The sequence below is a fragment of the Candidatus Stoquefichus massiliensis AP9 genome, from assembly GCF_000455285.1.
Taxonomy (GTDB): Bacteria; Bacillota_I; Bacilli_A; order Erysipelotrichales; family Coprobacillaceae; genus Stoquefichus; species Stoquefichus massiliensis.
Map to the genome: position 1 here is coordinate 60,798 of NZ_HG005296.1, position 19,149 is coordinate 79,946.

Here is a 19,149-nt window from a genome sequence, read left to right on the forward strand (position 1 = left end):
TTATTTTCCCCCTCTTCTTGATAAAACAATTGCGAGTCCACTATAAGTATATGGAGAAGTAGATGATACTTTTCCATTTTCTATTGCTATAGGATTATTTGGACCAACATTAGAATCATACACATAGTATTCTGTTCCTAGTTTTTGAATCATCATATAGTGTAATCTTGCCGGATCCGTCTTGAATTGGTCTAAAAATGCTACCTTAACACATTTTTTGGAAGATGACTCTACTGCAAATATTCCTATACCCACTTCACCATCATGGAGATTATGATAATCATAATCTGCTTTTGTATAATGAGCACCTAAACATTCATTAGCCACTTCATCTAAAGCAGTTAAAGATGTTACTAGTTTAGTCTCCGATGCTGCACATGCAATTAAACTTTTAATATCTGCATAAAATTGAACAGCAAATATTCCAGAAGTTATCTTAAGTGCAAGGCTTGTTAATGCAATGGGATTACACCCTGCATCGATATGACCTTCAAAAGCAACGAGCTTGGCCCATTCACTAAGAACATTGTGATCTATCTTATCTTTAAATCCTAACTTGTCTAATGCATAAGCCAAACTGTAAACACCACAAGTTGGCCCGTCTTGTATAAAATCATCTTTTAATGTTCCCTTTCTTCCTCTTTCTTCCATACTTATACACCTTCTTTAGAAACAATGACTGCTATTCCACTAAATAAATAACACTCATCAGTTGTTACTTGATTATTTGATAATTGATAAGATTTATAATCATGACAATGAGGATCATAAACATAAATGCCATGTTTTTCCTTTTTTATCATCATATAATGATTGACTTGACTCAATTTTCCTTGATTTTTATAATGAAATAAATATTCTAATGGATTCAATATTTGTCTTAGTGTTAATGTTAATGCATTAACAAATACACCAATACCAATATCTCCTTCTTTTAAATGATCTAATGAACATTTCTCATGAATAACATTTAACTTATTAAGTTGATCTATCTTTTTTTTCATTTTACTAGGTTCAGTCTTTTGTAAAGTTAAATCAACCAACTCTTTATACATCTTTGTATCATCTAAATCCGTATATAACTTCACACTATATTGATCTGAAAAATGTTTATTCATTTTATTTGTTAATTTATTAGTTAATGCAACAATATTACATTCTAATCCATCATTCAAACTCATCTCTGCAGCCCATTCCATGACCTTCTCATCTTTCTCTTTTTCCATCCCTAATTGAATTAATACATATTCTAAACTCTTTGCTCCATACAATGCTTGATTTTTAGATTGCGTTCCTTCTTTATCCACTATTTCTTTCCTCCTCTTATATTAGAAATCGATTTCTACCATCATTATATCAATCCCCTTTTTTATTTGTGAAAGCACTGTTCTTCTTACATTTACTCATCATCTTTTACAAATATATAACGATCTATAATATCTTTATAATGCCTATTAACAACAATCTCGCAGCCATTATCCAAAACTATAATTCTTCGACTATCTGTACTAATATAATAATGATCAATATGTAATGTATTGACAATTGTATGTGCACTAACTTGGATAAATTTCTTTTTTGATAAATTCACCATCAATTGTTTTAATGATTTCGTAATATAATAGACATCTTTATCTGTATAAACAGATATTGTTCTTCTTAATTCATCTATATAACATATATCCCATATAAACATATGATAGTAATTGTGTTCATCATCAAAGACTTTCAATGTTCCATATTTTTGTTTTAAAAAATGACACATATGTCTAGCAAGATTCTTATTTTTAGGATGACATTGAATAGTTATAATATCTCTTTTCATTTTTGTACTTGTTAATATTTTTATAATCATTGTAAATCCTCTCTTTTCTTCAAAAGAATGAATAATATGATGAAAACTGTCACAAAGTGACAGTTTTAAAAGAAACTTTCTGCTTTAGCAATGTAATCTTTCAATAAATTAGGATATTCATTATATTTAATAATAATATCCATATAAATATCATCATCAAAACAAATGACATGGGGTTGTTTATCTATGACATCAAATACCTTTGATACATTATTTTCATCTATAATTGATAATTCCAATCTTTTTTCTAAAATCATAAGATACAACAGTTTGTTCACACAATTCGAAATTACTTGATGTTGTTCTTTAAAATTTTGTGTATATTCATGAATATATGCATGCATAATTGATAATTTTTGATCTGCATCCAATCTTTTTTGTTTAGCATTTTCTAAATCAGAATTTAAAAAATCTCTTTGAATCGCTAAACTCTTTAATTGAGATCTTTCCTTTTTATCCATACTCATGTTTTCTAATAAATCTAATTCTCTTATTTTCATTTTCTCAATTTCATTTTCACAATCCCTTATTTTTGTATGCATGTCATTGATGAACTTTTGCAGAACATCAGCCTCTTTTCTTCTTAATTCAATATTCACATAGATATCATTCATTTTGTTTTTAAAAGATATTGCATCTAAAGAAACATCTTTCATTTCTTTCTTAGCATTGTCTAACATTTGTTTAACTTTTTCTAAGAATTCATGTTTTACATCCTGACCATGAACATTTTTCTGAAATAATAACTGTTTTACGAATGCATTATAGAACTGATTCATTTTTGTTTTCCTGTACTATCTTTTTTTGTTTTTCTATTTCTATAACTGTGGCATCTGAATCGCGCATTTGTTTTTGAATATTAGACAATACAATCTTTGATTTTTCTTGGGCTATTCGCACTGCTTCTTTTGCATCAGGCATTTTTTCAAAATTATCATGAGCTTTATTATAAGCAATATTAGCTTGTGTTAAATAATCATCACTGACATAATACATTGCTGCCCATTGGGTTGCATATCTCACAATAACGGCAATAAAATCTGAATCTGTAAAAAATTCTATACGTTCTTCTTTTGAAAGTTGTGAAACACTTTCAATGAGTTTTGAAATTGTTGATTGTGATAATTTTTCACAATATTGACTTAGTGATTCCCAGAATAATGCTGCTGTTAATAATGATGCTGAAACTTTCTTTAAACATCTGATTGCTGTTAAAAGCATTTCTATAGCTGTATCTGTTGTAATAACTTTGTCTTTATTTAATTGCACCAGAATAGCAAATTTTTCTATATCAGCTAATGATTCTCTTTTTTGTTTTTCTAATTGAAGTTTCTTATCTAATAAACTATTAACTTTATTAGCATGTGCTTCGCTAGCACTACGAGCTGCATTTTTGGCTTCCTTCATACTTTCTGTGAGTGATTGTAATGATGCAGCTATACCTGTTAATACTGATTCATATTGAGTGACTTTTGTATTTTGTTCTTCAATTTGTTTTTCTTGTTCTTGAATTTGTTTTGTAATGTTTTCTATTTCTTTTTCTAATGTTTCAATATCTTTTTGTTGTTTTTCTTTTAATTCTTCATTTGTTTCTTTTGAAAGAAGTTCTTTTTTTTCTGTTAACTGTGTTTCTTTTGCTTCTTTTTTATTTTTTAATGTTTTGATTTGATCATTAATTTCATCTATTTTTTTCTTTGCTTCTTCTTTTTGTTTTGTTGTTTCTTCTTTTTTCTTTTCTTTTTCTGCTTTTTCTTTTTCTATTTTTGCTAATTCTTCTTGACTTGTATCGACATGATTGTTTTTTGTAGCTGCACTAATACCAGCAGAAATTCCTAATGATAAAGCACCTGTAATAGCAGAAACAATACCCATTGTTAATTCTCTACTTTCAGCCGCTTTAAGTGCTTCTTTTTCTTGATTATATTCAACATTTATTGTTTCTACTTCTTCTGTTAAACTCTTTGCTAATGATTCTGTTTTCGCTTTTTCAGCATTCATCTTGACTAACTCTTCTTCAAGTTCTGCCTTATGCTTTGTTTCAGATGCATGTTCTGTTTCGACTTTTTTAAGTACAATGACCGTTTCTTCAGCTAAATGATCAAACTCATTTGATAATTCCTTTGATGTTTTTGCCATTTGTGCAGCATATTGTGCTGTTGAATCAAAGACAACCAACGCCTGAGAAGTCATTCCTTTTTTCATCCATTTATAGCTATCTAAAATTTGTCTTGTAATTTCTTTCGACTGATCTTTAAATGTTGTCATTGTTGCTTTACTCTTACCACATAATTTCAGCAATGAAGCCTGTAAACCATCAAGATCTCCTTGCATGTCTTTACCATTTAAAGCACAAAATGCAATATACAATAAATCTGTAGAGTTATTTAAATTCATAAGCATATCATCTAACTCTATTTCCTGTAATAAGCTTTCTTTTGCTTCAACTACCAAAGGAATTGTTTTATCAGGTAAGCCATCATATTTGACTTCATACTTTTTAATACCATCATTCCATTGAATTTGACTCTCTGTTATTTCATATTTCATCACTTAACCTCCTAGTATTTTATGTATTTATCAAAACATCCACACTGAGTCCATGTCCTTTCATTTAATTTCTTTGTATTAGCGACTGCACAACCCCTAGGGTAAGACTTTTGAACACAGCCCTTCCATTTAGGTGATGATTCAATCACAACACCATCACCAACATAAATACCAATATGACCTTCCATCCATACAAGCCATCCTGGTTTTAATTTTTTAAAATCAGTTGTTACCTGAGAACACTTTTTAATCATTGTATTTGCATTAATATCTGGAATATCATTATTTCCATATTTCCCCTTCTCAGGATAACCCCATAAAATACCTTTTACTAATCCGCTGCAATCAACTAAATAAGTTCCATCACTTGTCTTAGAATTCATAAACTTACCTAACTGATACTTTGTTTTCATCTTTTCAATCTCTTTTGCTTTAGCAATAAAATCGTTCACTTTCATCTTTCTTTCCTCCTTTATTTTGATGTTTGATGACTCATTAACGAAGTATTCTCACCTCCTAAGCCCTATATTAATCAAATAAAAAAGGAAGGATGTGTTTGCTTGTATAAAATACAAATACACACCTCCCTTTACCATTTCAGAGTATTCATTGATTAAATTTTATAACTTTATTTAAAGCAAAAAGACAAAATTCTACATTATTACCCATTTCTTTTTCATTTTTTCTTATTAAAAAAACTGTCGTTTCCATGACAGTTTACAAGAATTCCTTTTCTCCTTTTATTATATAATCTTTAAATGAATCAGGATGTTCATAATACGCTTTTATAATATCCATATAAATATCATCATCAAAATGAATCATATCTGGTTCTTTATCTAATAATTCAAGAACATGCGAAGCCGTATTTCCATTAATTCTTAACATATTTAATCTTTCCTCCAATATAGAAAGATATAATACCTGATTAATACTATTAGAAACCTTTTTTCTATGCTGATTTAATTTTTTCATATTGATGTCATATTTCTGAATAAGATGAATAGATAAATCTGATATATTAGACAATTGATCTTTATTTGTACTTATTTTATTTTCTATCTCATTTATGACATATTGAATATGATTTCTTTCTGCAATATATCTATCATATTTACCAGATTTTTTATCATTTATCATAATAAAGAAACCTGCAAAAGGTATACACCAGTTTAATTCCATTGTTTTCATATCTTTATCATATTGATCTTTTGCTTGAATATTCTGATTTAAATCTACGTTAGCCATTTTAATGATTTTTTCATATTCTTTTATTTTATCATTATATTCTTTGATTTCTTTCTCTTGACATTTTATGACTTTATACATACTTTGCATTTCTTTTTTTACTAAATCTGCATTTTGAGAAATATCTCTTAGATCCTTCTTTGCATCATTTAACATTTGTTGAATTTTTGGTAAAAACTCATTTAAGACTCCCTGGTATTCTTTCGAATCAGGATCAAGTATTGCCATGATTCCAGTTTTCTTTGTACTTAATCTTGATTTTAATTGTTGTAATGTTTGATTCATATATCTTTCCTCCCTATCTATCAACACTTATACAACAACTATCTTAATCCAATAAAAAGACAAATGTATTTGGCTTGTACATAATACAAACATTTATTTTAATTTACTAACTTTCATAATCATTCGATATTTTTTACAAAACTCTATAAAAGTAAAAATAAAAAGACTCATTGAATTTCGTCTCTTTATTGTATTGAATATCCATAATAGCCATTTTTCCCATTCTTTTTCACAAAATATAAATAATAATCTGCATTGTCTATCAATACTTCTTTAGATAAACATTGATTAAATGTATTATAATAACCACATGAAATAGTAATTCCTTGATGATCTAATGTTTCAAATGAACTATAAACTTTTTCAATAAAACTAATAATTGCTTTTTCATCACAATCTATGCAAATACATATAAACTCATCTCCACCAAATCGACAACCAATGATATTTTCATTATCCTGTTGTAATGTTTTTGCAAAATCTCTTAATATCATATCACCATTTAAATGTCCTAATTGATCATTATGCTGTTTAAAATGATCTAAATCAAATATAATAACTCCTAATAAATGACATTTATTTTTAACTTCACTATATTTATAATGAAAATATCTACGATTATATATTCTTGTTAATTCATCAAGTTGTGCTAATTTGGCTATATCTTTCTTTTCTTCTTTTTCTTTAAATAATTCTATTTTATATAAAACACTATTTAAACAAAAATCAGTATTTTCTTTTTTATTTTGTTGCATTAAACAATAATATTGTGCGTATAAATCAGGAAGTTTATCATCTATCTGAAATATTTGGCAATATTGGATTCTCATTTCTAACATTTCTATTTGAAATCTTATTCCAGTTTTACCAAAATCATTTTTTTCTAATAAATGATAAATACGTAATATACGTTCTTTATCTTTTATTTCAAATGTAATCTTTAATAACATATGATAAATAAGATCAATCACTTCATTTGCTCTAAAACCATGAATATTATGGTTTAAAAGACTATCTATATATTCTAAAGCTAAATCCTTTTGGTCATATTCATAACAAATCACTGCTTTTAAAGCTATCCATAATTGATTTAAGGGATCATCTTTTTGATTTTCAAATATAAATTGATTATCTTTCATTAATGATACAGCTTTCTGTAATTCTCCCTTTTCACAATAAGTAATCATTAAATAACATAACACAAAACGTATTCCTTTATACTCAATAGAATCACATGAAAAATTTTGTAATTGTTGAAATGATTTCAAAAAATAGGGTTCAGCTAAATCTGGCCTTTCTAAATGAACAAAAACATCACCAAGGTTACAATTAAACTTTGCTATCATTAAATAATCATTTAATTCTTCAGCAATCTTCAATCCTTTTAAATAATATCCTGTTGCTAATGAATAATCATTATTACAAATCGCTATAGCATATAAATTATAAACCTGCATTAATAAATCAGGATAACCTTTTTCTATATTCATTGCTAACACTTCATTGGCTAACTTAACAGTCTCCTGTTGTGTCTTACATGAATAATAATAATCAATCATATAGTTACTCGCTAAACATAATGTATAATCATCCCCTTGTTCTAATGCTATTTCCTTTAACCGCAAACACTTTTTATACATTTCATCAATATCATCATATTGTAACCTTTGTATATCTTGAATCAAGCAATCTATTTCACGCATGACTATTCACCTCTTAATTCACATGTTTCTATTATATCATATATTTAAAGAATCTTATAAAACATACATATAACATATATGTTCTATGTAAGAAATAATTGCTAACTATTTATATTTAAACATAGATAAGCAAAATTCTTAACAATATATTAGATATATTTTCATATTTTAGCGAAATGCAAGAAAATTTATTTTTTTCAAATAAAAGAAGAAAAATGGAAATTTTTTGCGTATATATATAATAGAAGGGTATTTTTATCATTGATAATTGTTTTCTTTAAGCAATAATTGTATAATACCCTTAGGATATACCTCATAAATATGTTTTGTTTCTCTAACTATAAAAATCTATAAGAAGCCTGAAGTATTTGCTGATTTTGCCAATCTTGTCCTTTTTAACGGCAAAGAAATCATTAAGCCGGATATGCTTCATCAGTGGGACAGTGACGGCTCAACAGTTCTCCATGACAGAAATGTCATCGAGTCTGTTGAAAGAAGAAGAGACAACATCATGCTGACTGAGATTGATAGAATATCTGTTCTCATTGCGATTGAACATCAGCAGAGAATTGACGATTCCATGTGCAAGCGTGTCCTCACCTATGATCATGCAACCTACAATCAGCAGTTCAACTTATTTGATGTTAATAAAAGATAATATCTGCATTTTATACCAGTTGTAACGATTATCATCTATACTGGTGAAAGCTACTGGATAAAGCCAAGAACGCTTAAGGATCGCATGTATATTCCTAAAGTGATCAATGATAAGGTGAATGACTGGAATGGGAACATTATGGATATGAAGGAAATGGATTATGCAAAACTAAGATGCACAAGCAATCAGAAGATTGTCATGGCACTGCAGAGATTCTATGCCTGGGATAAGGATATAGACAGTATAGCAGATATATTATTAAGCAAGGAAGAATCAATAGTCGTTTTAACAATCATAAGAGCGAAAGAACTGATTGGCTACATAGAAAAAGAAGAAAAGGAGGAAATAAGTATGTGTACAGCAATGAGAGAATTTAGAGCAGAAAGTCAGAAGATTGAGAAAGATCGTGGAATAACAAAAACATTAATAAAATTGTTAAAAAACGAATAATCTTATCTGAAAAGACTGAGGAGCAGATTGAAAAAAGTGAAGATAAACAGTTAGAATTATTAACTGATTCATTATCTGACATACAAACAGAAGAAGATGTTTTAAAAATTATTGCATAACTTATATTTTTAATAGAACTAAATGAACTATACATAAAAACAGGAAGTCAATTATGCATATAACATCATTCATTTCCTGTTTTCGATACAAATAATAAGATTAAAGAATGACATCCAATTTATTTTTAGCAACAATCAAAAAATATATGACTTATGATAACATATCAGAAGAGTTAATCGTCTGTCCTTCATAGAAAAAAGAAAACTATTTTGATAATTGAGTAAACTCATATTATGAAATAGTTCTCTTTTTTCATTTGATCAGTACTTATTCTATATATCTAATCTTTTCTCTTTTTTAAACATATAACAAATCCCATAGATATAATCATGAATATAGACCATACTCCCATCATTGATTTATCATCAGTTTTAACATCAGTCTCCTTATTTGCATCAGATGACTGATTTACTTGATTATGAGAAGAATCATTCTCTACAGTATAATTCTTAGTAACTATACCGTTATAATTTCCTTTAAACTGAATTGTCACAGTTACTTTATCTCCATTTTGTACTTTTTTAATATCATAGTCTGTTCCTTCTACCAAAACCTTCTCCCCATCTTTAAGTGTTAAATGATTAAGATTGCTATCACTATTAATATCAGGTATCTTGAACTGACTATTCTCTTCAACATTTCTTTGTTCAATAACAAATACAACAGGAGTTGTCTCAACACCACTATAATTATCAGTACCATCAACAACAGCCTTTACATAATATGCTCCTGCTCTTGTTGGAACATCTTCTACATATGTTCCATTTATTTTATGGCTGTACATTAATCTCGGCTGTCCATATTTAAATCCTACAGATGCTAATGAAGGTGTATCCCCAAATGTCCAATTATCTAATGATAATGGCTTTGTTTGTTCATTACTTGCTTTACTAACTGTAACATTCACAAATATATTCGTAATAGTTTTATAATTATCATCATTAGGTGTATAAATTGCTGTAAAAGTATTGACTCCTACATTTCCAACACTTAATGTCTCATCATTCCAGCTAAATCCCTTAGGCACTGTAACATCTTTTAAACTATCTCCATAAGTTGCCTTTAAATCCTGTGGTATTGTATAATCTGGTGTTGCCTTATTAATTTCAAACTTAATTACTTTATTTAAACCAGTATAATCATCAGTTTCTGAAATACTTGCTTTGACATACCAAGTTCCTGCATTTGTTGGAACAGAATCAATAAATGTTCCACTTTCAGAATCACTATATGTATATTTAACTTCACCATATTGAGCGCTTGCTGTTGGTGTATTTGCAGTTTCGCCATAAATCCAATCATTAATAACAGGTTCATCTATCCAACCATTAGTAGCCTGAGCTACTGTAACACTCAATGTTTTTTCAACATAATGCTCTTTACTATTATAACCGTCCATGATTGTGTAATTATAATTACGATCATCTACTCGAAGTCGTGCCTTATAGCCAGAATTATGGACTTTAAGTGTTTGATTTCCATCAACCCATATCCATTCATCTGGTAATACCACAGTAGCAAGCTTATTTCCATACACTCCATTTAAACCACTAGGTAATGAAATAGCAGGTGCAGTTGCTTTATTAATTCTAAATTCCTTTACTGCCTCGAGACCTTTATAATTATTTGTCTCAGCAACGCTTGCTTTAACATACCAAGTACCTGCATTTGTTGGAACAGTATCAGTAAACCTTCCTTCCCTAGAATCACTGTAAGCATATTTAACTTCACCATATTGAGCAGTTGCTGTTGGTGTATTTGCAGTTTCTCCATAAGTCCAATCATTAATAATAGGTGCATCTATCCAACTATTCTCTGCCTGTTTAATCTTAAACTCTACAATTTGATTCAATCCAGTATAATCATCAGTTGCTGAAATACTTGCTTTGACATACCAAGTTCCTGTATTTGTTGGAACAGAATCAATAAATGTTCCACTTTCAGAATCACTATATGTATATTTAACTTCACCATATTGAGCAGTTGCTGTTGGTGTATTTGCAGTTTCGCCATAAATCCAGTCATTAATAACAGGTTCATCTATCCAACCATTAGTAGCCTGAGCTACTGTAACACTCAATGTTTTTTCAACATAATGCTCTTTACTATTATAACCGTCCATGATTGTGTAATTATAATTACGATCATCTACTCGAAGTCGTGCCTTATAGCCAGAATTATGGACTTTAAGTGTTTGATTTCCATCAACCCATATCCATTCATCTGGTAATACCACAGTAGCAAGCTTATTTCCATACACTCCATTTAAACCACTAGGTAATGAAATAGCAGGTGCAGTTGCTTTATTAATTCTAAATTTCTTCACTGCCTCAAGACCTTTATAATTATTTGTTTCAGCAACGCTTGCTTTAACATACCAAGTTCCTGCATCTCTTGGAACAGTACTTATGAATATTCCACTTTCAGAATCACTATATGTATAAGTAGATGTTCCAAATTTAGCATCTGATGTTGGATCATTTACAGTATTTCCATAAGTCCAGTCAGCAATAGTAAGATTATTTATCCAACTATTCTCTGCCTGTTTAATCTTAAACTCTACAATTTGATTCAATCCAGTATAATCATCAGTTGCTGATACACTTACCTTGATATACCAAGTGCCTGCATTAGTTGGAGTAGTATCAGTAAATATTCCATTCTCAGAATCACTATAAGCATATTTAACTTCACCATATTGAGCAGTTGCTGTTGGTGTATTTGCAGTTTCGCCATAAATCCAGTCATTAATAACAGGTTCATCTATCCAACTATTAGTAGCCTGAGCTACTGTAACACTCAATGTTTTTTCAACATAATGATTTTCACTATGATACCCATCCATGATTGTATAATTATAATTACTGTCATCTACTTCAAGTCTTGCCTTATAGCCAGAATTATGTACTTTAAGTATTTGATTTCCATCAACCCATGTCCAGCCAGTCGGTAAATCTACCGTAGACAGCTTGGCATCATACACACCGCTTAGATTGTCCGGCAGGACAATAGCAGGAGCTTGTGCTTTTGTAATCTCAAAGGAAACAGCATCACTTGTTAATGCCTTGTAATTATCCGTTTCTTCCACCTTCGCTTTTACATACCATGTCCCTGCGTTGGTCGGTACGGTATCTGTATATGTACCATCTTCTTTGTCACTGTAGATATAAGACACACTGCCAAATGTGGCGGTAGCTGTAGGCTCATTGGCAGTTGCACCGTATGTCCAACCAGTGATAGCTAAATTATCTGTCCAGCTATTGTCTGCCTGTGAAATAGTAAATTCCTTTGGGTCGGAAGTCGCACCTTTGTAATTGCTGTCTGACGCTACTGTAGCTGTCACTTGGTATGTTCCTGCGTCCGTTGGGGCAGAAGAAATCGTTTCCCATTCAGAAGCATTCTTTTTACGCTCCCACCTGTAGGTAACTGCTCCTGTACTTCCGATATTAGTATAAGCTGGAAAACCTCCTACAGGGGTTTTATCATAGGGCTTACTTAAATCGACAGTAATGGTAATTCTACTACTTGCCTGTGAAATGGTAAATTCCTTTGGTTGAGAAGTTGCGCCTTTGTAATTACTGTCTGACGCTACTGTGGCTGTGACACGGTATGTTCCTGCGTCCGTTGGGGCAGAAGCAATCGTTTCCCATTCAGAAGCATTCTTTTTACGCTCCCACTTATAGCTGACATCCCCTGTGCTTCCTGTCTTGCTGACGGTTGGGGTAGCACTGACAGCGGTTTTGTCATAGGTCTTGCTTAAATCGTCTGTAATGGAAATGGTACTGTCTGTTCTTGTGTCCGTAAGGTTTAAGGTTACACTGATTTCCTGGTTTGTCCCACCAGATGATGTACCACAGTCATAGATATAAGTAATCGGTGTTCCTGCTTTGTAATGACTCATAACACCAGTTGTACTGTCATAATCTGCACCACTTGTAACGGTAATCTTACTTTTATCAATACCGGCAAATTTCTCTGTCATGTTAAAGGTATCTTCTGTCATTTCTAATTCCACAGTTTTAAGACTACTTGCGTCCACTGTAGTTAAATTGTTGTTTTGACCTATATTCAGATAGGCAAGTGGTGTGCTACTGCAATACAAGGTAGTCAGAGCCGTATTCTTGCTGACATCCAGGCTCGTTATCCCTGTGTTATAGCAATGCAAGGAACTCAGAACCGTATTCTTGCTGACATCCAAGATCCCTATCCCTGTGTTAGTGCAATGCAAGTAAGTCAGAACCGTATTCTTGCTGACATCCAAGCTCGTTATCCCTGTCTTATAGCAAGACAAGGAAGTCAGAGACGTATTGTTGCTGACATCCAAGCTCATTATCTCTGTGTTAGAGCAATCCAATTTAGTCAGAGCAGTATTCTTACTGACATCCAAACTCGTTATCCCTGTGTCATTGCAATACAAGGTGGTCAGAGCCGTATTCTTGCTGACATCCAAACTCGTTATCCCTGTGTTAGGGCAATTCAATTCAGTCAGAGCCGTAAAGTGTTCAATCCCTGTTAAATCTTGAATGTTAGACTTATTCATCACACGTATTGTTTTGATTTTCACAATCTCTGCCTGTGTAATCTTCCCGTCTACACCGTAGCTTTTCTGTTGAAGCCATGTTCTGAACGCTTCATCTGGAAAGTTGGTAGCATTGATTTCAACATCGATACCATCCGCATTGACAGGTATTATATTGATAGTTGATATACTTATTACCATTGTTATTATTATAACAAGTATTTGTTTGAATATGTTTTTCATTTTCCTTGCCTCCATTCATCTTATTTATATTCTATCAAACACAAAGTTACAAACCAATGTGCTTAGGATGAACAACAATTTTTTAGGATAAACAACGTCATTTATTTGATTAATTATGTTATAATTTTGATAGGTGGTGATTTTATGGTTTTAGCGGTTGTGGATGACCAACAAGAAGATAGAAAAGATATTGTTTCACAAGTGAAACAATATCAAGTTGAACATCAACTAGATTTTGAAATTATTGAATATGATAATGGTTCTGATTTTATGAATGATATTCATGTAAAATCATTTCAGATTGTTTTATTGGATATTTATATGCCTTTATCAGGTATTGATATCGCAAAGAAGTTAAGAAATGAAAATATAGATTGTGCTATTATTTTTATTACAGTATCTACTGAGCATTATCCTGATAGTTATAACATTGGTTGTCACCACTACCTTGTGAAACCTATTCAATATGATCAATTATGTATAGCTTTAGATCGATGCAAGGATTATTTGATGCAATCATTTAGATATATTACGCTTCCTTCAATGGAAAAGGTTTATGTTCATGATATTCAGTATATTGAGGTTTTACATAATATGACAACTTTACATGCATTAAAAGAATATCCTATCTATATAACTTTAAATAAGTTATTAGAACTTATTAATGATAAACATATCATAAGAATCCATAAGAGTTATGCTATTCATTTAAAGTTTATACAGGCTTTTAAAGGACAAACAATTGAATTAAAAAATGGTACACAATTAACCATTGGTAGAACTTATGCAAAAAAATTCAAAGAAACATATTTACATTATTTATTGGAGAAAGACTTATGAAAAAATTAATTTCCTTATTATTTATTTTTTCTTTTATTCCTATTCATTCTTCTTATGCTGATGAACTTATAGAAATTAAAGATATCAGTGCATTTAATCCTATTACCTATATAATTGGTGAATCCAGTGAACTTAATCTTCCAAAAGAAGTCACAATAATAACTATAACAAATGAAATCATTCAAGAACCAATGATTTGGAATACCTCTTCAATTGATTTAACAACACCTGGTATATACTTCCTTACAGGATCAATTCCTCATCCTGAACGTTATCAAAATCTACGTTCTTTAAAACAAGGAATTCGTGTTATAAATCAATACCAGCTTGGTTTAATTTCTGAAACAATAACGCCTTCTCAAATAACCTTTTCATATCAAGATGATTTAGGTACCAAATTGCATCATCTTGATGTGTCTCTTATCAATGTATGGGCTTGTGAAAATGCACAGTATTCTTTGGATGAAACATGGTATAATATAACACAACATTCTTCTGTTGAAGTCACTTCTGATCGACTAGTAATTTCTCATCTTGATGACTTATTAAATACAAATAAAGCTTACCGTATTCAAATATCATATGATCATCCTTCTTATGAACATTACTCACTCATATCGCGTATTTATGAAAAAAATGGTGAATTACAAGTTAGAAATGAACTAAACGGGGATCGTAATGGAGGAAAACGCGAGAACTATGTCGAGGTTGTTATTCCTGATGAAAAACCAGATGATGACTCTCATGGAACTATTGCTCCTGATGATAAATTACCTGACAATGATTCTCTTGAATCATTTTTACCTGGTAAGTTGCCTGATGATTCTACTGAACCTATTTTACCTAATGAAAAACTTCCTTCTATAGATCATCTTAATATAGAGAATACTGAGAGTATTTCTCAAGATCACTTTACTAAATCTTCTTTATTAACTCTTCCTTCCACAGTTCAAAAAAGAATAACTTCCTTAACCAATCATAAACAAAAATCCTACGATAAAAAATCTATTGTCAATCAAAAAGTAACTTCTGTACAAAAAGAAACAGCACAAAAAACTGTTTCTGGAAAAGATGTTAAAATTCAACCATCACTTAATGTTCCACTCTATATTTTTTTTACATTAGGTATTCTTTTTGGATTTTGGACAATAAAAAAGAGGAAATCTTATGAAAAGAAATAAAATATTGATTATTGTTACTTCAATAACAGCAGCTATTCTTCTTTTCTTTTTTCAATATCAATTTGATAATAAATATACTTTTGATTCCCCAGTAGGAGTTGATGGTGTTTTAGATTTATCTCATAATTTTCAATCTACAAATATGTTAACTTATGGATGGGAAATCTATGAACAAAAATTCATTGATCCAAATGATATTTCACAAATAAAATCTGATAAGATTATTTATATTGGTGAATATCGTGATTTAGGTTTTACTCAAGATCTTCCTCATGGAAAGGCAACATATCATTTAAAAGTAATGCTGCCAAAAGAAAAACAATATTATGCAATGGAAGTTCCTGAGATTTATAGTGCGAGTTCTATTTATATTAATCATGATTTATTATGGAAAACTGGTCAATTAGAACCTTATCATGGTCATGTTCATTCTGGAGTGATTATGTTTCAGGCAAGTGAAAGTATTGATATAACGATTCAGGTTGCTGATGAGGAGCATTATTATAGTGGGATTGTTTATCCTTTCTTATTTGGATTACAAGATGATATAATGCATATATTGAATACAAGACAAATGTTTCGTTATATGATTTGTACTATTGCATTGGTAGTCAGTTTACTGACATTTATACTTTCTTTTCAGAATCATGAGAATCGTTATATGTATTTTTTATTAAGTGGTTTTGCTTTATGTTCTGGTCTTTATCTTGCCTATCCTCTCTATCATCTTTTTGGTTTTTCTTTCATGAGTTATCGGATAGAAGATATATGTTATTTTATAATGATTGGATGTCTTATTCAGATTCATTGTCATTTATGTCATTTTAATCAAAAGATTAAACACATATTTATGATTATCACTTTATTATTTGTTTTAGGTGTTATGATTTGTCCATATTTCTTTTATCAAAATCAAATATTTATGAATATCTATTCTTTTATTATTGATGGATATAAATGCTTTTTAATGGGTTGGATAATAGTAACGGCTTTTGCATTTATTGATTGTCATACTTATACAGAGAAACTTTGGTTAAGTCATATTTGTGTATTTTCTACTGCCTTATTTGCGAATGTCCTTTTTCCACTATATGAACCCGTATGTACATTATATCAAGTAGAAATAGCTATGATCTATATACTGATAACACTCTCTTATATCTATATAAAAGAAAGTTTTCAACAAGTTCATGATAAAACACTCCTTGATAATCATCTCTATTTTATGCAAAAACAATTTACACTCCTGCATACTCATTATCAGGATATTCAAGAAAATATTCGTCATACAAAGCAGTTAAGACATGATTACCGACATCATTTAATTATTATTCAAGATGATCTTAATAAACAAAATTATGAACATCTCTCATCTTATATTCAGCAACTGATTCAACAATCACAAAATTATACACTTCATGAATATTGTAATAATCATGTATTTAATGCAGTATTAACATATTATGATACAATTGCTCAACAAAAGAATATGACTTTAGATTATACAATTGCATTACCTAATCAACTCAATATACCTGATTGGATGCTTGGTTCAATATTAGGTAATCTCTTAGAGAATGCTATTGAAGCATGTGCTTCATTAGAAACTTCTCCCACAATAACAATTCAATCTCATTTAAAAGACGATCATTTTATTCTTTATATAGAAAATCCTATACTCTATCAGCCATCTCAAAAAGATTATTATTTATCAACAAAACATGATGGCTATGGTATAGGTATAAGAAGTATTCAAGAAATTGTAGAATCATTAAATGGTGAAATCAATATTCAAGATACACCTCCATCTTTTAAAGTTCAAATTATTATTTGGTAATTGAATAGAGGCTAAGAATGAAAATCTTTCGCCTCTTTTACAACACCGTGCGTAGGGTTTTCTACACGGCGTTTCATAAGTTTATAGAGTTGTAATAGTCTAGCGCACTTATAATCAATCTGTCGTTGGTTAGTGTTCTGGAGAGTATGAAGCTATTGGCTATATACCAGTAGCTTTTTCTTGTATTTGCTCATTCCCATTCTTTGTATTTATTTATTCCTAATCTTTGTAGATTTCTATAGTTTGTCCTTACTATCTTCCATTTCCAGTTCACATCCCTATGTTCTTTCCTTCGCTAGATAACCATTACAGTTATCATCATCACTACTATGACTTCTGCTGACTCCCTAGGATAAACTTTTACACCATATTACATTTTCATCATGTCCCCAAAGTCTCCCACGGTAAGACATAATACTTTCATCCCATGTACCCACTATCTTTACACCACCTCCGACTTCCTTCCGTTCACACCTTACGATGAATACCTTGTCTTTAGCTAGCGGTTGGTAGTATGAAATCCACACAATGGACTTTCACCACCTAGTCTTATACCATGCGTGACACACGTCAAATAGGAACTCAATGAGTTCCTATTTCTTTTGTAAAATATTTTCAAATTCAGATAAAGAATAATTTTCATTTCCTCCACCATAAAAATCTAGTTCATCTTTAGGTACATATCTGCTTAATGTATTTCCATTTCGTGCATTTTCTTTATCATAATATCTTCCCATAAAAGCACCTATTTCAGAATATGCACCATCAGGTAATGGTGATTCATCTTTAATCGGATCAGATAAAAATAACAGATATTTTTCATTTTCTTGAGGTAAAGGTGCACCCATAACATTCTCTTCTATAACCGTTTGATTACGCTTTGACTCAGAATAATCCTCAAACTTTCCATCACCAAAAACTTCTATAAACTTTTCTAGACGAACATATCCACCAACTGCCAAGACAGAAATCATATCATTTTCTTTCAAAGAACCTTTATATGATTTTTCTATTAAAAATTTATAACTCGTTATTGCTGCTCCAGAATCGTCAATATATGCAATTTCTTTAACTTTTCCATAGACAACATTTTGAGAATCTTCATATAGTTCATCTACATTTTGATAGATTTTTGCAAAATCTAATGTCGAAGATATTTCAATTTTATTTGAATAGTCTTTTGGATGAAAACTATTCACAGCTACTGTTTTATCTACAATATCTTGAGTAACTGTCGTTTCATGATTACATCCAACCAATGTCAAGACAAATGCCACTAAAATAATAGGTACTACTGTTTTTTTTCTCATATATAACATCCTCCTTATCCATATAAATGATTAATAGTAGCTAAATCTATGTATGTTGCTTTAGCAACTTTTCTTCTACTATCCCCATTACCTAGTTGAGTCATTACTCTATTTGGATCTGTAGAATATGCTAACCCCATGCAATGACCAAATTCGTGTGCAATTGTTCCTCTTTGATCAAAACTAGATTGAGCATTAAAAACGGAAGTGTTCAAGACAATTTTTGTCCATTTATAATTGTACGTTGGCACGCCCATATCTGAATTAGATGTGTTATAAAAATAACTTTGTCCTATAATCCCTGTTGAATGAGCATATATTTGTTTTTTTATATATGTCAAAAAACAGAACTA

At 30.3% G+C, this 19,149-nt stretch carries 16 protein-coding genes; 5 read left to right on the top strand and 11 right to left on the bottom strand.

Translation table 11 applies throughout. From position 1 onward, the window contains the following. From BN350_RS16665 to BN350_RS16700, 8 genes are all read right to left on the bottom strand, one after another. A complete protein-coding gene (locus tag BN350_RS16665) occupies positions 1–651 on the bottom strand; it encodes a hypothetical protein (RefSeq protein WP_028044611.1) in 651 nt (216 codons plus the stop codon). Between the two features lie 2 nt (positions 652–653). Continuing rightward, positions 654–1,307, bottom strand: a complete 654-nt coding sequence (locus BN350_RS16670; RefSeq protein WP_028044612.1) for a hypothetical protein — start codon at positions 1,305–1,307, stop codon at positions 654–656. 92 nt (positions 1,308–1,399) lie between these two features. Continuing rightward, positions 1,400–1,855, bottom strand: a complete 456-nt coding sequence (locus BN350_RS16675; protein ID WP_028044613.1) for a LytTR family DNA-binding domain-containing protein — start codon at positions 1,853–1,855, stop codon at positions 1,400–1,402. Between the two features lie 65 nt (positions 1,856–1,920). Next, positions 1,921–2,634: a hypothetical protein gene (locus BN350_RS16680; protein WP_028044614.1), complete on the bottom strand. Its 714-nt coding sequence runs from the start codon at positions 2,632–2,634 to the stop codon at positions 1,921–1,923. Further along, positions 2,618–4,402: a coiled-coil domain-containing protein gene (locus tag BN350_RS20720; RefSeq protein ID WP_044600423.1), complete on the bottom strand. Its 1,785-nt coding sequence runs from the start codon at positions 4,400–4,402 to the stop codon at positions 2,618–2,620. The genes BN350_RS16680 and BN350_RS20720 overlap by 17 nt, the downstream gene beginning before the upstream one ends. An 11-nt stretch (positions 4,403–4,413) precedes the next feature. Further along, on the bottom strand, positions 4,414–4,860 hold the full coding sequence (locus tag BN350_RS19645; protein ID WP_044600431.1) for an NlpC/P60 family protein: 447 nt from the start codon (positions 4,858–4,860) through the stop codon (positions 4,414–4,416). 259 nt (positions 4,861–5,119) lie between these two features. Next, positions 5,120–5,935, bottom strand: a complete 816-nt coding sequence (locus tag BN350_RS16695) for a hypothetical protein (RefSeq protein WP_028044615.1) — start codon at positions 5,933–5,935, stop codon at positions 5,120–5,122. Positions 5,936–6,120: 185 nt separating this feature from the next. Further along, the gene (locus BN350_RS16700) at positions 6,121–7,638 is read right to left on the bottom strand and encodes a GGDEF domain-containing protein (protein ID WP_028044616.1); all 1,518 of its coding nucleotides are present in this window, start codon (positions 7,636–7,638) and stop codon (positions 6,121–6,123) included. A gap of 511 nt (positions 7,639–8,149) precedes the next feature. Between BN350_RS16700 and BN350_RS20725 the strand changes: the two genes are divergently transcribed. Beyond that, positions 8,150–8,296 (top strand): hypothetical protein, encoded by a 147-nt coding sequence (locus BN350_RS20725; RefSeq protein WP_155849111.1) that lies wholly within the window; start codon positions 8,150–8,152, stop codon positions 8,294–8,296. Between the two features lie 138 nt (positions 8,297–8,434). Further along, on the top strand, positions 8,435–8,746 hold the full coding sequence (locus tag BN350_RS16705; protein ID WP_044600424.1) for a hypothetical protein: 312 nt from the start codon (positions 8,435–8,437) through the stop codon (positions 8,744–8,746). 400 nt (positions 8,747–9,146) lie between these two features. Here the strand turns inward: BN350_RS16705 and BN350_RS20080 are convergent, their stop codons facing one another. Further along, on the bottom strand, positions 9,147–13,628 hold the full coding sequence (locus BN350_RS20080) for an MBG domain-containing protein (RefSeq protein ID WP_049945605.1): 4,482 nt from the start codon (positions 13,626–13,628) through the stop codon (positions 9,147–9,149). Between the two features lie 144 nt (positions 13,629–13,772). Here BN350_RS20080 and BN350_RS20085 point away from each other — a divergent pair, with 144 nt between their 5' ends. The 3 genes from BN350_RS20085 to BN350_RS21510 are packed head-to-tail and all read left to right on the top strand — an operon-like array spanning position 13,773 to position 17,486. After that, positions 13,773–14,468 (top strand): LytR/AlgR family response regulator transcription factor, encoded by a 696-nt coding sequence (locus BN350_RS20085; RefSeq protein ID WP_049945606.1) that lies wholly within the window; start codon positions 13,773–13,775, stop codon positions 14,466–14,468. Further along, positions 14,465–15,649, top strand: a complete 1,185-nt coding sequence (locus tag BN350_RS16720; protein WP_028044619.1) for an Ig-like domain-containing protein — start codon at positions 14,465–14,467, stop codon at positions 15,647–15,649. The genes BN350_RS20085 and BN350_RS16720 overlap by 4 nt, the downstream gene beginning before the upstream one ends. Beyond that, positions 15,636–17,486, top strand: coding sequence for a sensor histidine kinase (locus tag BN350_RS21510; protein ID WP_049945607.1), 1,851 nt, complete (start codon positions 15,636–15,638; stop codon positions 17,484–17,486). Before BN350_RS16720 ends, BN350_RS21510 begins: the two co-directional genes overlap by 14 nt. A 593-nt stretch (positions 17,487–18,079) precedes the next feature. Here BN350_RS21510 and BN350_RS16735 read toward each other — a convergent pair. Next, positions 18,080–18,796 carry a hypothetical protein gene (locus tag BN350_RS16735; protein ID WP_028044621.1) on the bottom strand — a complete coding sequence of 239 codons (717 nt, stop codon included), beginning with the start codon at positions 18,794–18,796 and terminating at the stop codon, positions 18,080–18,082. 14 nt (positions 18,797–18,810) lie between these two features. Then, complete coding sequence (locus BN350_RS19660; protein ID WP_187117154.1) at positions 18,811–19,011, bottom strand: matrixin family metalloprotease; 201 nt, start codon at positions 19,009–19,011, stop codon at positions 18,811–18,813. Positions 19,012–19,149: the final 138 nt, after the last annotated feature.

Excerpts from the sequence above, each read along its gene's own strand:
- BN350_RS21510 (WP_049945607.1), top strand. The coding sequence starts at position 15,636 with ATGAAAAGAAATAAAATATTGATTATTGTTACTTCAATAACAGCAGCT.
- BN350_RS16700 (WP_028044616.1), bottom strand. The coding sequence starts at position 7,638 with ATGCGTGAAATAGATTGCTTGATTCAAGATATACAAAGGTTACAATAT.
- BN350_RS16705 (WP_044600424.1), top strand. The coding sequence starts at position 8,435 with ATGGATATGAAGGAAATGGATTATGCAAAACTAAGATGCACAAGCAAT.
- BN350_RS16675 (WP_028044613.1), bottom strand. The coding sequence starts at position 1,855 with ATGATTATAAAAATATTAACAAGTACAAAAATGAAAAGAGATATTATA.
- BN350_RS20720 (WP_044600423.1), bottom strand. The coding sequence starts at position 4,402 with ATGAAATATGAAATAACAGAGAGTCAAATTCAATGGAATGATGGTATT.
- BN350_RS16695 (WP_028044615.1), bottom strand. The coding sequence starts at position 5,935 with ATGAATCAAACATTACAACAATTAAAATCAAGATTAAGTACAAAGAAA.
- BN350_RS16680 (WP_028044614.1), bottom strand. The coding sequence starts at position 2,634 with ATGAATCAGTTCTATAATGCATTCGTAAAACAGTTATTATTTCAGAAA.
- BN350_RS20085 (WP_049945606.1), top strand. The coding sequence starts at position 13,773 with ATGGTTTTAGCGGTTGTGGATGACCAACAAGAAGATAGAAAAGATATT.
- BN350_RS20080 (WP_049945605.1), bottom strand. The coding sequence starts at position 13,628 with ATGAAAAACATATTCAAACAAATACTTGTTATAATAATAACAATGGTA.
- BN350_RS19645 (WP_044600431.1), bottom strand. The coding sequence starts at position 4,860 with ATGAAAGTGAACGATTTTATTGCTAAAGCAAAAGAGATTGAAAAGATG.
- BN350_RS20725 (WP_155849111.1), top strand. The coding sequence starts at position 8,150 with ATGCTGACTGAGATTGATAGAATATCTGTTCTCATTGCGATTGAACAT.
- BN350_RS16735 (WP_028044621.1), bottom strand. The coding sequence starts at position 18,796 with ATGAGAAAAAAAACAGTAGTACCTATTATTTTAGTGGCATTTGTCTTG.
- BN350_RS16665 (WP_028044611.1), bottom strand. The coding sequence starts at position 651 with ATGGAAGAAAGAGGAAGAAAGGGAACATTAAAAGATGATTTTATACAA.
- BN350_RS16720 (WP_028044619.1), top strand. The coding sequence starts at position 14,465 with ATGAAAAAATTAATTTCCTTATTATTTATTTTTTCTTTTATTCCTATT.